This is a genomic window from Stenotrophomonas sp. LARHCG68 (assembly GCF_052871705.1).
The window spans coordinates 1,226,514-1,239,661 of record NZ_JBIXJV010000001.1 but is presented as its reverse complement, the minus strand read 5'-3'; the positions used below and the strand labels follow the sequence as shown (position 1 = coordinate 1,239,661).

General features: G+C 67.8%; 15 protein-coding genes and 1 tRNA gene. 6 read left to right on the top strand and 10 right to left on the bottom strand.

The window, feature by feature from the left end; translation table 11 throughout:
• Positions 1-46: 46 nt before the first annotated feature.
• Entirely contained in the window at positions 47-736 is a 690-nt protein-coding gene (locus ACIPR8_RS05410; protein ID WP_192288100.1) for a phosphatase PAP2 family protein, read from the bottom strand.
• Complete coding sequence (ispG, locus tag ACIPR8_RS05405) at positions 717-1,982, bottom strand: flavodoxin-dependent (E)-4-hydroxy-3-methylbut-2-enyl-diphosphate synthase (RefSeq protein ID WP_446540354.1); 1,266 nt, start codon at positions 1,980-1,982, stop codon at positions 717-719. The genes ACIPR8_RS05410 and ispG overlap by 20 nt, the downstream gene beginning before the upstream one ends.
• Positions 1,983-2,067: 85 nt before the next feature.
• Here ispG and ACIPR8_RS05400 point away from each other — a divergent pair, with 85 nt between their 5' ends.
• Together ACIPR8_RS05400 and ACIPR8_RS05395 are read left to right on the top strand one after the other, a co-directional pair.
• The gene (locus ACIPR8_RS05400) at positions 2,068-3,294 is read left to right on the top strand and encodes an ATP-binding protein (RefSeq protein WP_132862804.1); all 1,227 of its coding nucleotides are present in this window, start codon (positions 2,068-2,070) and stop codon (positions 3,292-3,294) included.
• Positions 3,291-3,857 carry a response regulator transcription factor gene (locus tag ACIPR8_RS05395; RefSeq protein ID WP_132862803.1) on the top strand — a complete coding sequence of 189 codons (567 nt, stop codon included), beginning with the start codon at positions 3,291-3,293 and terminating at the stop codon, positions 3,855-3,857. Before ACIPR8_RS05400 ends, ACIPR8_RS05395 begins: the two co-directional genes overlap by 4 nt.
• A 159-nt stretch (positions 3,858-4,016) precedes the next feature.
• Here the strand turns inward: ACIPR8_RS05395 and pgi are convergent, their stop codons facing one another.
• From pgi to pcnB, 6 genes are all read right to left on the bottom strand, one after another.
• Positions 4,017-5,534: a glucose-6-phosphate isomerase gene (gene pgi / locus ACIPR8_RS05390; protein ID WP_446540353.1), complete on the bottom strand. Its 1,518-nt coding sequence runs from the start codon at positions 5,532-5,534 to the stop codon at positions 4,017-4,019.
• Positions 5,531-5,911 (bottom strand): aspartate 1-decarboxylase, encoded by a 381-nt coding sequence (gene panD / locus ACIPR8_RS05385; RefSeq protein WP_192288096.1) that lies wholly within the window; start codon positions 5,909-5,911, stop codon positions 5,531-5,533. Before panD ends, pgi begins: the two co-directional genes overlap by 4 nt.
• 180 nt (positions 5,912-6,091) lie before the next feature.
• Positions 6,092-6,934: a pantoate--beta-alanine ligase gene (panC, locus tag ACIPR8_RS05380; protein WP_446540352.1), complete on the bottom strand. Its 843-nt coding sequence runs from the start codon at positions 6,932-6,934 to the stop codon at positions 6,092-6,094.
• Positions 6,931-7,746 carry a 3-methyl-2-oxobutanoate hydroxymethyltransferase gene (panB, locus tag ACIPR8_RS05375; RefSeq protein ID WP_132862799.1) on the bottom strand — a complete coding sequence of 272 codons (816 nt, stop codon included), beginning with the start codon at positions 7,744-7,746 and terminating at the stop codon, positions 6,931-6,933. The genes panC and panB overlap by 4 nt, the downstream gene beginning before the upstream one ends.
• A gap of 31 nt (positions 7,747-7,777) precedes the next feature.
• Entirely contained in the window at positions 7,778-8,266 is a 489-nt protein-coding gene (gene folK / locus ACIPR8_RS05370) for a 2-amino-4-hydroxy-6-hydroxymethyldihydropteridine diphosphokinase (RefSeq protein ID WP_446540351.1), read from the bottom strand.
• Between the two features lie 6 nt (positions 8,267-8,272).
• Positions 8,273-9,655, bottom strand: a complete 1,383-nt coding sequence (pcnB, locus tag ACIPR8_RS05365; protein ID WP_425603743.1) for a polynucleotide adenylyltransferase PcnB — start codon at positions 9,653-9,655, stop codon at positions 8,273-8,275.
• Between the two features lie 41 nt (positions 9,656-9,696).
• Here pcnB and ACIPR8_RS05360 point away from each other — a divergent pair.
• Positions 9,697-9,771: transfer RNA gene (locus tag ACIPR8_RS05360), tRNA-Glu, on the top strand.
• A gap of 157 nt (positions 9,772-9,928) precedes the next feature.
• Positions 9,929-10,252, top strand: coding sequence for a ferredoxin FdxA (gene fdxA, locus ACIPR8_RS05355; protein ID WP_132862797.1), 324 nt, complete (start codon positions 9,929-9,931; stop codon positions 10,250-10,252).
• 71 nt (positions 10,253-10,323) lie between these two features.
• Here the strand turns inward: fdxA and ACIPR8_RS05350 are convergent, their stop codons facing one another.
• Complete coding sequence (locus ACIPR8_RS05350) at positions 10,324-10,830, bottom strand: hypothetical protein (protein WP_446540350.1); 507 nt, start codon at positions 10,828-10,830, stop codon at positions 10,324-10,326.
• 31 nt (positions 10,831-10,861) lie between these two features.
• Positions 10,862-11,755, bottom strand: a complete 894-nt coding sequence (gene dapA / locus ACIPR8_RS05345; protein WP_132862795.1) for a 4-hydroxy-tetrahydrodipicolinate synthase — start codon at positions 11,753-11,755, stop codon at positions 10,862-10,864.
• Between the two features lie 160 nt (positions 11,756-11,915).
• Between dapA and ACIPR8_RS05340 the strand changes: the two genes are divergently transcribed.
• Positions 11,916-12,476: a glycine cleavage system protein R gene (locus ACIPR8_RS05340; RefSeq protein WP_132862794.1), complete on the top strand. Its 561-nt coding sequence runs from the start codon at positions 11,916-11,918 to the stop codon at positions 12,474-12,476.
• Between the two features lie 77 nt (positions 12,477-12,553).
• Positions 12,554-13,033, top strand: coding sequence for a peroxiredoxin (locus tag ACIPR8_RS05335; protein ID WP_446540349.1), 480 nt, complete (start codon positions 12,554-12,556; stop codon positions 13,031-13,033).
• Positions 13,034-13,148 lie beyond the last annotated feature (115 nt).

Genomic DNA, 13,148 nt, shown 5'->3' with positions numbered 1-13,148 from the left:
ATTTAAGACTTTTCTTAGTAAAAATCGCTGACAATCTGACAGCGAATCATGGTGCCGGAAGCGACCAGCGGCGCCGGAACATCACCGTGTGGACGCCGATCACCCAGACCAGCGCGGCACACCAGCCCCCCAGGATATCGGAGGGATAGTGCACGCCCAGGTACACCCGTGACAGGCTGACCAGCCCCGCGAAGGTGATGGCGGCCAGCAGCACCGGCCAACGCCAGCGGGTGTGCCAGGTCAGCAGCACCGCCGTGACGGCCAGGGTCATCGAGCCCATGGCGTGCCCGCTGGGAAAGCTGAACGTGCTCTCCGGGGCGATCGATTCCCACAGGCTCGGGCGTTCACGCTGGAACAGCTGCTTGCTGCCCAGGTTCAGCAGCGCCGACCCCACGAACGCGGTGGCCGCGAATGCTGCCTTGCGCCAGCGCCGGCGCAGCAGCAGCACCGCCACGATCAGCACATCCAGCGGGATGACGCCCCATTCGTAGCCCAGCTTGGACAGCACCACGAAGAACGTGTTGAGCCCTGGCGTGGCCAGCCCATGCAGGTGCAACAGCAGCGCATCGTCGAAATGGAAGGCTTCGGCCTCATGAATGTCGTCGGCGAGGGTGACGAACCCCGCCAAGGGCAACAGCACGCCGACGAACAACAGCACCAGCCGCCACGCATTGTGGGCCAGCCAGCGCCGCACACCGGCGGCTTCGCTCCGGGACTCAGCCGAAGCTTCGCGCATACCGGGTCTCGACGTAGTCGTCGATCAGCGCGACGAATTCCTGGGCGATGTTCTCACCACGCAGGGTCACTTTTTTCTCGCCATCGACGAACACCGGCGCGGCCGGCGTCTCGCCGGTGCCTGGCAACGAGATGCCGATGTTGGCGTGACGCGACTCACCTGGCCCGTTGACGATGCACCCCATCACCGCCAGGGTCATGTTCTCGGCCCCCGGGTGGCTGACGCGCCACACCGGCATCTTCTCCCGCACATGGTTCTGCACCACCTTGGCCAGCTCCTGGAAGAACTCGGAGGTGGTGCGACCACAGCCCGGGCAGGCGGTGACCATCGGCGTGAACGCACGTTGGCCGGTGGTCTGCAGCAGTTCCTGGGCGACGATGACTTCCTGCGTGCGCGCCTGGCCCGGTTCCGGGGTCAGCGAGATGCGGATGGTGTCGCCGATGCCTTCCTGCAGCAGCACCGCCAGCGCCGCCGACGAGGCAACGATGCCCTTGCTGCCGATGCCCGCCTCGGTCAGGCCCAGGTGCAGGGCGAAATCGGAGCGGTTGGCCAGGTCACGGTAGACCGCGATCAGTTCCTGCACGCCACTGACCTTGGCCGAGAGCACGATGCGATCACGCGGCAGGCCCAGCTCCACGGCGGTCTGCGCCGAATCCAGCGCCGAGCGGATCAGCGCCTCGCGCAGCACCCGGCCGGCATCCCAAGGCTGCTCGCGCTGGCTGTTCTCGTCCATCAACTTCGCGGCCAGCGCCTGGTCCAGCGAACCCCAGTTGGCGCCGATGCGCACCGGCTTGTCGTACTTGATCGCGAACTCGATCAGCTGCGCGAACTGGGTGTCCTTCTTCTTGCCGAAGCCGACATTGCCCGGGTTGATGCGGTACTTGGCCAGCGCCTCGGCACAGGCCGGTTCATTGGTCAGCAGTTGGTGGCCGTTGTAATGGAAGTCGCCGATCAGCGGCACCTCGATGCCCATCATCCGCAGCTTCTCGACGATGCGCGGGATGGCGGCGGCCGATTCGGGGTTGTTGACGGTCAGCCGCACCATCTCCGAGCCGGCGCGCCACAGGTCGGCGACCTGCTTGACGCTGGCCGCCACGTCGGCGGTATCGGTGTTGGTCATCGACTGGACGACCACGGGATTGCCACCGCCCACCTTCACACCGCCGATGGTCACGGCCTGGGTGATGCGGCGGGGCCACGCGGTGGCGTCGGTGGGTGGGGTTGGGCGAGTGACGGCGTCGTACATGGGCGGCATTTTAGCGCGCCGGCCGCCTCGCGGGCATGAACCCTCCATTGCACGACAACCGGCCCGACAGCATACGATGGCGCCCATGGAATCCCAGGACACCTCCTTCCTCCGCACCCTGTGCAGCCTGCGCTGGCTGGCCTGCGCGGGCCAGGCCGCCACCATCCTCGTCGCCACCTGGCTGCTGGGCCTGGAACTGCCCCAACAGCAGCTGTGGGCCGGCGTGTTCGTGCTGGCCCTGTTCAACCTGTACGTCCAGCTGCGCGTGCACGACTCCAACCCGGCCCCGGTCACCGCCTTCGGCCATATCCTGGTCGACGTGACGGTGCTGACCTGGATGGTGGGCTGGAGCGGCGGCATCGCCAACCCGTTCGGTTCGCTGTTCCTGATCCTGATCGCGCTGGCCGCGCTGGCCCTGCCCCTGCGCTGGACCCACGCGGTGGCCGCCGCCTGCGTCGGCGGCTATGCGCTGAGCGCGGTGTTCGGCCTGCCGCTGCAGGGTGGCTACTTCAACTCGATGGACCTGCACCTGTGGGGAGCGGCGGCCAACTTCCTGCTCTCCAGCGTGGTGGTGCTGGTGTTCTCCACCCGACTGGCCGCCGCGCTGCGCGAGCGCGAGAACCAGCTCGCGTTGCTGCGCGAGCGCTTCGTCCGCAACGAGGGCATCGTCGCGCTGGCCACGCATGCGGCCTCGGTCGCGCATGAATTGAACACGCCGCTGGCGACGATGACCCTGCTGGTCGATGACATCGCCGAACAGGGAAACGACAACCTGGAAATGCGCGAGGACCTGGAGACACTGCGCGGCCTGCTGGTGCAATGCCGCGAGCGCGTCCTGGCGCTGGCCGCCCCGGCCGAAGGCGCGCGCAGCCGCGCCGACGTCTCCATCGGCCATGTCCTCGAACAATGGCGGCTGGTGCGCCCGACCATCCAGCTGCGCCGCAATGCCAATGCCCCGCTCGAGCTGAAGCTGGACCCGGGCGTGGGCCACCTGCTGCAGGTGCTGCTCAACAATGCCGCCGATGCCGGCGAGCGCAGTGGACGAGCGCAGGTGGACCTGGACATCCGCGTGCGTGACGGCCAGCTCTACGGTGAAGTGCGCGATTACGGCCCCGGTTTCAATGCCAACGATGCGGCGTTGCCGGGCACACTGTTCAACAGCGGAAAAACCGATGGCATGGGCGTGGGATTGGCCCTGTCCCATGCCACCATGGAGCGCCTGCATGGCGAGTTGTGGATGCGTCCGGCCGAAGGCCAGGGAGCACGCGTCGGCTTCCGCCTGCCGTTGAACACCACCGAGGTAAATGCATGACTGCTCCCGCTTCCCACGGCCTGCTGGTCGATGATGACCCGCTGTACCTGCGCACCCTGCAACGCACGCTGGCGCGGCGCGACATCCAGACCGTGACCGCCACCGACACCGTCAGTGCGCTGCAGCTGGCCACCCAGACGCCACCGGCGTTCGCCCTGATCGACCTGAAGCTGGGCACCGAGTCCGGCTTGAACCTGATCCAGCCGCTGCGCGAACTGCGCCAGGACATGCGCATCCTGCTGGTGACCGGCTATGCCTCGATCGCCACCGCAGTGGAAGCGATCAAGCTCGGTGCCGATGACTACCTGCCCAAGCCGGCGACCGTGCAGATGATCCTGCGTGCGCTGGGCGAGGATGACGAGGGCGGCGAAGAGCCGGACGACGTCGAGCCGCCGGATTCGATGACCCCGATCAGCCGCCTGCAGTGGGAACACATCCAGCAGGCCCTGCATGAAACCGGCGGCAACGTCTCGGCCGCCGCACGCCTGCTCGGCATGCACCGCCGCTCGCTGCAGCGCAAACTGACCAAGCGCCCAAGCCCGGAACGCGACCCGAACCGATAGGCCCGGCAGCAGCGACTTCCGTCGCGAAGCAAGCGTCGCTGGCGAGCCCCCCCAAGCCCCCACCGCAGCCCTCCCCTTCGCTGCGCGAAAGGGAGGGAGCGAAAACGAAAACGCCGTGCATCGCTGCACGGCGTTCTTGCATCAACCTGCGCGCGACAATCAGCGCAGCAGCGCCAGCGCCTCGCGCGTCACCGGATCGGCGATCTCCACCGCCTGCCCCTGCAACGCCGGCAACAGCTGGTTGGCCAACTGCTTGCCCAGCTCCACGCCGAACTGGTCGAACGCATTGATGCCCCAGACCAGCGACTGCACGTACACCGCATGTTCGTACATCGCGATCAGCGCCCCCAGCGACTGCGGGGTCAGCGAATCCAGCAGGATCAAAGTGCTCGGACGGCCGCCCGGGTACTGCCGGTGCGGGTCTTCGCTGTCCTGGCCGTTGGCCAATGCCTCGGTCTGCGCCAGCAGGTTGGCCAACAGCGCCTGGTGGTTGACCGTGTACGGATCATCATTGCGCACGCAACCGATGAAGTCGGCCGGCACGATGCTGGTGCCCTGGTGCAGGGCCTGGAAGAAGCTGTGCTGCACGTCGGTGCCGGCACCGCCCCACCACACCGGCACGGTGTCCACGTCGACCGGGCTGCCGTCGAGCTTGACCCGCTTGCCCAGGCTTTCCATCACCAGCTGCTGCAGGTAGGCCGGCAGCAGCGCCAGGCGCTGGTCGTAGGTCATCACCGCGTGCGTGGCGTAGCCGAGCACGTTGCGGTTCCAGATGTCGGTCAAGGCATGCAGCACCGGCAGGTTGCGGTCCAGCGGCGCACTGGCGGCGTGGGCGTCCATTTCCGCTGCACCGGCCAACAACTGGCCGAAGCGCTCGAAGCCGATGGCCAGCGCGATCGGGAAGCCGACCGCCGACCACAGCGAATAGCGCCCCCCCACCCAATCCCACATCGGCAGCACGCGCTCGGCGGCGATCTCGAACGCCTTGGCCGCGCGCTCCGGATTGGCGCTGACCGCGTACAGGCGCGCGCTGCCACCCAGCCAGTCACGCAGGATCGCGCCGTTGAGCAGCGTCTCCTGGGTACCGAAGGTCTTGGAGATCAGGATGCCGGCCGTGGTCGCCGGGTCCAGCGTGGCCAGCGTGCGCTGCATCGCCGCGCCATCGACGTTGGAAACGAAATGCACGCGGAAGCGCGCGCCGCTGGCCGGACGCAGCGCATCGGCCACCAATCGCGGGCCCAGGTCCGAACCGCCAATGCCGACGCTGACGATGTCGGTGACATTGCTCGCTTCCAGCTGCTGGATCAGCGCACCCATGCGCTGCTGCACCGCCACCGCCACCGCCTCGGCGTTGGCCGCAACCGCGACCGGCGCCTGGCTGGCGTTGCCGCGCAGGGCGCTGTGCAGCACCGCGCGGTCCTCGGTGATGTTGATCCGCTCACCGCCGAACAGGCGCTGGAAGCCGCCGGTGACATCGCGCGCGGCGGCCAGCTCCAGCAACGCCTGCAGGGCGGCGGCGTCGTACTTCTGCCGTGCGAAGTTCACATACAACGGACCGACCTTGAGCGCCAGGCGTTTCACCCGGTCCGGCTCGGCGGCCAGCAGCGTGGGGATACCCGTGCCCTGCAAGCGCTGGGCGTGGGTGCGCAATACGTCGAATCCGTTGTACGTGGTCATGCGGCCTGTGTAGGGATGCTGTCGTTGGTGTGGGAAATGCGGTTGTCGCCGTCGACGTAGACCAACTTCGGCTTGAAGCGGCTGGCTTCTTCCTCGCTCATGCTGGCGAAGGCGGCGATGATGATGATGTCGCCCACCTGCACGTGGCGCGCGGCGCCGCCGTTGAGCGAGATGATGCCGCTGCCGGCTTCGGCACGCAGGGCGTAGGTGGTGAAGCGCGCACCGTTGGTCACGTCCCAGATGTGCACCTGTTCGAACTCGCGGATGCCGGTGGCCTGGAGCAGGTTGTCATCGATGGCGATGGAGCCTTCGTAGTTCAGCTCCGAGTGCGTGACGGTGGCGCGGTGGATCTTGGTCTTGAGCAGGGAAAGTTGCATGGCAATGCCGAAAACTGCGTGTGAAAGCGCGCAGTCTAGCACCCGCATGGCGGCTTGCCCGCACTGCAACAAGCGTGCTCCCGGGGACGGGGCCCGAAGACGCCGATGGCGCCACGAGGGCGCCATCGGCAGTCAGGAACAGGCATCGGCGGGACAGGCGAAGTCCCCTTGCTGCCCCATTCAGAACTCGACGTTGTCGATCAGGCGGGTGCTGCCCAGCTTGGCGGCCACCAGCGCCACGCGGGCACCGTCATGACTGTTCCCCGGCTCGCCCAGATCCGGCAGCCGCACCACCGCGTAGTCCACCTGGAAACCAGCCGCTTCCAGCTGTGCGGCGCCCTCGGCCTCGACCTGCTCGCGCGTGGCGCCCGCCAGGTAGGCCTCACGCATGGCCAGTAGCACGCGCCGGATCACCGTCGCCTGCGGACGGATCTCCGCGGTCAGGTACTGGTTGCGCGAACTCATCGCCAGGCCATCGCCTTCACGGACGATCTCGCCGCCGAGGATCTCGATCGGGAATGCCAGGTCGGTCACCATCTGACGGATCACCGCCAGCTGCTGGTAGTCCTTGCGGCCAAACGCGGCCACGTCCGGCTGCACCTGGTTGAACAGGCGGCTCACCACCGTGCAGACCCCATCGAAGTGGCCGGGGCGGAAAGCCCCTTCCAGCAGGGCGCTCACGCCCGGCACATGGACATTGGCGGCCAGACCCACGCCAAACGGGTACATCGATTCGACCGTCGGCAGCCACAACACGTCACAACCGGCCTGCTCAAGGCCGGTGGTATCGGCCTCCGGGGTACGCGGGTAACGGGTGAAATCCTCGTTCGGACCGAACTGGGTCGGGTTGACGAAGACGCTGGAGACGATCCGGTCAGCGTGCTGGCGCGCCAGCTTGACCAGCGAATAATGGCCGGCATGCAGATTGCCCATGGTCGGCACGAAGCCCACGCGCAGCCCATCGCGCTTCCAGCCGGCAACGATGGCACGCAGCCGGGCAAGGTCGGTAACGGTCTCGATCATGATGCGTACGCATGCTCCGCGTCGGGGAAGGTACCGGCGCGCACGGCGTCGGCGTAGGCCTGTACGGCACCGGCGACCGAGCCGCCTTCGGCCAGGAAGTCCTTGACGAACTTGGGCCGCCGATGGCCGCTGTCCAGGCCGAGGAAGTCGTGCAGCACCAGCACCTGGCCATCGCAGTCCGGGCCGGCACCAATGCCGATGGTCGGCGCGCTGACCGCGGCGGTGACGCGCGCGGCGACCGGGCTGGGCACGCATTCGAGCACCAGCAGGCTGGCGCCGGCGGCGACCACGGCCTTGGCGTCATCGACCAGTTGCTGGGCGGCATCACCTCGGCCCTGCACGCGGTAGCCACCCAGGCGCAGCACCGACTGCGGGGTCAGGCCCAGGTGCGAGCACACCGGGATTTCACGCTCGACCAGGTGGCGGATGATGTCCAGCTTGAAGCCGGCACCTTCGATCTTGACCATCTCCGCGCCGGCCTGCAGCAGCTGCAGCGAGGCCTCCAGCGCGCGCTCGGGGGTCGCATCCGCACCGAACGGCAGGTCGGCCACCAGCAGCGCACGCTGCAGCACGCGCGACACCGCGCGGGTGTGGTAGACCATGTCGGCCACGGTCACCGGCAAGGTGGAATCGTGCCCCTGCACGACCATGCCCAGCGAATCACCGATCAGGATCAGGTCCACGCCGTTGGCATCGAAGGCGCGGGCGAAGCCGGCGTCGTAGGCGGTCAACATCACCAGCTTCTGGCCGTTGCGCTTGGCGTCGGCCAGGGCCGGGACGGTCCAGGGTTTGCTGTCTGCGTGTGTGCTCATATGGGGGTAACGCTTGGTGATAAGCCGAGCATTATCCCCCTATCGGCGCGATGTCGCAGGTTTTGATGACAGCAAGTGTGTCCCGCACCGTTCCATGGCCCGGGATAAGCGCCAGCGGTGCCACGTCGGCCAGCGGCAGCAGGGCGAAGGCACGCTCGTGCAGGTAGGGATGGGGCACTTTGAGTTGCGGCAGATCGATGACCTGCTCGCCATAGAGCAGCAGGTCCAGGTCCAGCGTCCGCGGCCCCCACTGCTCGCCCGGGTTGCGGACCCGCCCGAAGGCCTGTTCGGTGGAGAGCAGCTCGGCCAGCAACTCTGGCGCCGGCAGGCTGGTCTCCACCGCGGCGGCGGCATTGATGAAGTCCGGCTGGTCCTGCTTGCCCCAGGCCGGGGTGCGGTACAGGCGCGAGGCCGCCAGCAGCCGCGTCTGCGGCAGCCGGCGCAGCGCCTGGATCGCGGCGCGCACCGTGCCGGGCGCGTCGCCGAGATTGGCGCCGAGCCCGATGCAGGCCATCACCATCGTGGCTTACTCGCCCGATACCGCGCCGCCGGGGCGACGGCGGCGACGGCGGCGGCGACGCGGCGCCTCGCCGTCCTGCTCGGCATCGACCTCGGCGTGGATCGACTCCAGGCTCGATTCCAGCTCGCGGCCGTTCTGCTGCTGGGCTTCCTGCCAGAACGCGATGTCCTGCTCATGCTCCGGCGAGGCCACCTGGCGCAACACCAGGAAGTCGAACGCCGCCCGGAAGCGCGGATGGGTCAGGGTGCGGAACACGCGCTTGCGCTGGCGCGAGGCGAAACGCGACTGCAGCAGCCAGATCTCCTGCATCGGCAGCGAGAAGCGGCGCGGCAGGGCGATCGTGCTCAACTGGTGCAGGGTCACCCGGTCGGCGGCGCGACGCTGCGCCTCTTCCGGGGCCAGGCCCTGCTTCTGCAGGCCGATCAGGGTCCGGCAGAACGCCGGCCACAGCAGCAGCGCGAACAGGAAGGCCGGCGAGACCGGCTCGTCGTTGGCCACCCGCTCGTCGGTGCTGCGCAGGCCGGCGATGACCATCCGGCGCAACGCACCGGTACGGTTGCTCTTCAGCGCGGCGGCGCTTTCCGGGAACAGCACCTGCAGCAGGCCGTAGCGCTCCAGCCCCTCGAAGCTGGCCACGCCGTGGCCGGCCAGGAACAGCTTGAGCACTTCCTCGAACAGCCGTGCCGGCGCGGCCTCATTCAATAGCGTGGCCAGGCGCGGGATCGGCTCGGCGGTCGGCCCGTCGATCTCGAAGCCCAGCTTGGCGGCCAGCCGCACCGCGCGCAGCATGCGCACCGGGTCCTCGCGGTAGCGCTGCTCGGGGTCGCCGATCAGGCGCATGCGCCGGGCCATCACGTCCTCGAAGCCGCCGACGTAGTCGCGGACCGAGAAATCCTCGATGGCGTAATAAAGCGCGTTGCAGGTGAAGTCACGGCGGACCGCATCGTCCTCGATGCTGCCGTACACGTTGTCGCGCACCAGCATGCCGTTCTCGACCTCGCGGTCGCCGCTGCCGTCATCGCTGTTGGCACGGAAGGTGGCCACTTCGATGATCTCGCGGCCGAACACGACATGGGCCAGGCGGAACCGCCGCCCGATCAGCCGGCAGTTGCGGAACAACTGCTTGACCTGCTCGGGGGTGGCGTCGGTGGCCACGTCGAAGTCCTTGGGCCGCCCGTCCACCAGCAGGTCGCGCACGGCGCCACCTACCAGGTAGGCACCAAAGCCGGACTCGCGCAGGCGGTACAGCACCCGCAGCGCATTGGGGCTGATGTCCTTGCGCGAAATGGTGTGCTGGTCGCGCGGGATGACATGCAGCGTGAATGGTGTTGTAACTGGGGAATTGATGGTGGCGCTTCCAATTGGGTTTACGGGATTGCCGAACGGCAACCAGGTGCATATACTAGCGCGCTCGCCAGACGCGACCAAACGCTCCCTTCGTCTAGTGGTTAGGACGTGGCCCTCTCAAGGCTAAAACAGGGGTTCGAGTCCCCTAGGGAGCGCCAACTCCGTCTGCGATACATCAAGAGCCCCGCCCTGCGGGGTTTTTTGTTTTGCGGCCCAGCCCCCTGCCAGGCCCCGCGGCCTGCCGCGAACGAACATCCCCCCGCCCTGCCACGGCATCCTGCACTAGAATTGCCGGGCTCAAAGCCGGACCCCGCCATGCCTTTCGTCGTTACCGAAAACTGCATCAAGTGCAAACACACCGATTGCGTTGAAGTCTGCCCGGTGGATTGCTTCCATGAAGGCCCGAACTTCCTGGTCATCGACCCGGATGAATGCATCGACTGCACCCTGTGCGAGCCGGAATGCCCGGTCAACGCCATCTTCCCGGAAGACGACGTGCCGGCCGGCCAGGAGGTCTTCGTCGGCCTCAACGCCGAGCTCGCCAAGGAGTGGCCGGTCCTGACCGTGCGCAAGGACCCGCCGGCCGACGCGGCCGACTGGGACGGCAAGCCGGACAAGCTGAAGCTGCTCGAGCGCTGATCGCGCCACAGCTCCCCCTATGAAAACGGGCGCCCTGGGCGCCCGTTTTCGTTGCTGGCGGCGGCCCGGCCTCAGCCGGCCAGCTTGGCCTTGAGTGCCGCGATCAGCTTGACCGCGGCCGCGTCCGTCGCCGGCATGCCGCGCGGATCCACCGCCGACACGTAGGCACCGGCATCCACGGCCACCACGCGCACCAGGAAGTTGCTGCCTTCGTAGCCGACATCATAAGAGCCCAGCAGCTGCGCACGGCTGGCGATGGTCACCCCTTCGATGCCGCCGAGCGCGTCACCCACCTTGCCGAAAACCTCGTCGCGGCTGCCGGCGGCGGTAAAGCCGCTCTGCGAGGAGGCCACGGTCGCCTGCGAAGCGGCCACCGGCTTGTTGGCCGAGGCCAGCGCCGGGATGGCCGCGGCACCGGAGGTGTTGGGCAGGTTCAGATCCGGCGGGACTTCCAGCGGGCGGGCTTCCGGCGCCAGGGCGTAATCGCCGCGCGCACCGCGGTGGCAGCCGGTGGCGGCAATGGTCGCAACGGCCAGCAACGCCAGCGAAAGCACGCGAACAGTAGAGGTTTGACGCATGGGTGAATCTCCGAGGTTCAGGCCGCTGCGATCAGCGGCTGGATAGTTCTTCCAGCGCACCCACGTCGGCGGCCAGATGGTCGGCAGCAGCGTGATGCGGCGCGGAAAGCGGGAGCAGCGGCAGGCGCAGCCCGTGACCGATGCCAATGCGCTGCAGCAGCGCCTTGACCGGGATCGGGTTGGACTCGACGCCACAGAAATCGTGGTACGGCTGCAGGCGGGCATCCCAGGACTCTGCCGCCTCGTGCCGGCCGGCACGGGCCAGGTCGCACAGGGTCCGGTAAGCGCCCGGCAGGACATTGGAACCGACCGAGACCAGGCCATCGGCACCGGCCAGGATCGAGCGCGCGGCGGTGCCGTCATCGCCGCTGAGCAGGGCGAACGTGTCGCTGCGCAGCTCCAGCAGCGCCTTCAGGCGCGCCATGTCGCCCACCGCTTCCTTGATGCCGACGATGTTCGGGTGCGTGGCCAGCTGGGCCACCGTCTCCGGCAGCAGGTCGCAGCCGGTGCGGCCCGGCACGTTGTACAGCACCACCGGCAGCCCGCCCTGCTCGGCCACCGCCAGGTAGTGCTGGCGCAGCCCTTCCTGGGTCGGCCGCACGTACGGCGGGGTGACCACCAGCGCGTGGGTCGCGCCATTGGCGGCGGCACGCCGGGTCAGCGCGATGGTTTTCGCGGTACCGGACAGGCCGGTGCCGGCCATCACCGGAATTTTGCCGCCGAAGGCCGACACCGCGCTGCGCAGCAGGCTGTCGTACTCCTCGTCGGACAACGTGGCGGCCTCGCCGGTGGAACCGGCGACGACCACGCCCTGCACGCCGGCCTGGCGCTGCAATGCAAGCAGCCGCTGCCAGGCGTCAGGATCCAATGCGCCGTCTTCCCTGAACGGGGTGGCCAGCGCGGTGATGAGACCAGTAATGGACAAGGAATCGTCGCTCTTCGTGGGGGTAAAGAAGCCCGCCAGACGGCGGGTTCGTGACCAAAAGCATGTTACTTGCCGGTCGAAAGCAGGGGCAAGTATGCTGGACGCCAGTGAACGGGCCGCCAGCGGCGCCGTTCAGACTCTCCAGCATTCCGGAACCACCTTGACCGACACCACGCCGCGGCCGCTGCCGACTGAAAACCACCTCCTGATCAACGCCTACACGACGCATCCGGAGTCCCCCCTGCTGTCCGTCACCCGTCGCATCGCCGACAGCGGCTGCAACCTGGTCGACGCCCGCCTCTCCACCGTCGGCCGTGATGTCTCGGTCACCACCCTGGCCACCGGCTCATGGGATGCCGTGGCCAAGCTGGAAGCCATGCTGTCGCGCCTGGAGCGCGAGGAAGGCCTGAAGCTGGTGTGGTACCGCACCGCCGCCAAGCAGGTGCAGTCCAACCTGCTGCCGTACATCGTCGAAGTGATCGCCGCCGACAAGCCGGGCATCCTGTTCCAGCTGGCCGACTTCTTCGACCGCCAGGGCATCACCATCGAGAACCTGCAGAGCACGCGCTACCAGGCCATGCAGACCGGTGCGGAGATGTTCTCCGCGCAGATCACCATCGGCGTGCCTTCCAACATGCACATCGCGGCATTGCGTGACGACTTCCTCGAATTCTGCGACCACCTCAACCTGGACGCGATCATGGACCCGATGAAGTTCTGACATTCGCGCGCCCGTCACAGGCGCGCGGCGTTTCATGTGATTGCAATCGAATTACCCCAGGCTCCGGAAAGGATCCAATGAACATCGGCGACACCCTGGACCGCACGACCCTCGACCTCCCGCTGGCCCTGTCCGGCGGCGCCACCACCACCCTCGCCGAACAGGCCGGCCACTGGCTGGTGCTGTACTTCTACCCGAAGGACAGCACCCCGGGCTGCACCACCGAGGGACTGGATTTCAACACCCTGCTGCCCAGGTTCAAGCGTGCCGGCGCGCAGGTGTTCGGCGTCTCCCGCGACTCGGTCAAGTCACACGACAACTTCTGCGGCAAGCAGGGATTCAAGTTCCCGCTGATCAGCGACGCCGACGAGGCCCTGTGCACCGCCTTCGACGTGATCAAGCTCAAGAACATGTACGGCAAGCAGGTGCGCGGCATCGAGCGCAGCACCTTCCTGATCTCGCCCGACGGCACGCTCGTGCAGGAATGGCGCAAGGTCAAGGTTGCCGGCCATGCCGACGCCGTGCTGGACGCCCTGAAGGCCGCCCAAGCCAAGTGACCCACCTCCCGTACCAACCCACGCCACCGCCCTGCCCCGCAGGCGCGGGGGGGGGGGCCCGGGCCCCCCCCCCGCCAAGCACGGGGCCCCCGGCGAGGCCCGAACCGGGGAGGAG

Coding starts and splice junctions, on each gene's coding strand:
- fdxA (WP_132862797.1), top strand. CDS start 9,929: ATGCCTTTCGTCGTTACCGAAAACTGCATCAAGTGCAAACACACCGAT.
- ACIPR8_RS05410 (WP_192288100.1), bottom strand. CDS start 736: ATGCGCGAAGCTTCGGCTGAGTCCCGGAGCGAAGCCGCCGGTGTGCGG.
- panD (WP_192288096.1), bottom strand. CDS start 5,911: ATGCAACTTTCCCTGCTCAAGACCAAGATCCACCGCGCCACCGTCACG.
- ACIPR8_RS05350 (WP_446540350.1), bottom strand. CDS start 10,830: ATGCGTCAAACCTCTACTGTTCGCGTGCTTTCGCTGGCGTTGCTGGCC.
- ispG (WP_446540354.1), bottom strand. CDS start 1,982: ATGTACGACGCCGTCACTCGCCCAACCCCACCCACCGACGCCACCGCG.
- panB (WP_132862799.1), bottom strand. CDS start 7,746: ATGAGCACACACGCAGACAGCAAACCCTGGACCGTCCCGGCCCTGGCC.
- ACIPR8_RS05395 (WP_132862803.1), top strand. CDS start 3,291: ATGACTGCTCCCGCTTCCCACGGCCTGCTGGTCGATGATGACCCGCTG.
- ACIPR8_RS05335 (WP_446540349.1), top strand. CDS start 12,554: ATGAACATCGGCGACACCCTGGACCGCACGACCCTCGACCTCCCGCTG.
- pgi (WP_446540353.1), bottom strand. CDS start 5,534: ATGACCACGTACAACGGATTCGACGTATTGCGCACCCACGCCCAGCGC.
- panC (WP_446540352.1), bottom strand. CDS start 6,934: ATGATCGAGACCGTTACCGACCTTGCCCGGCTGCGTGCCATCGTTGCC.
- ACIPR8_RS05400 (WP_132862804.1), top strand. CDS start 2,068: ATGGAATCCCAGGACACCTCCTTCCTCCGCACCCTGTGCAGCCTGCGC.
- folK (WP_446540351.1), bottom strand. CDS start 8,266: ATGGTGATGGCCTGCATCGGGCTCGGCGCCAATCTCGGCGACGCGCCC.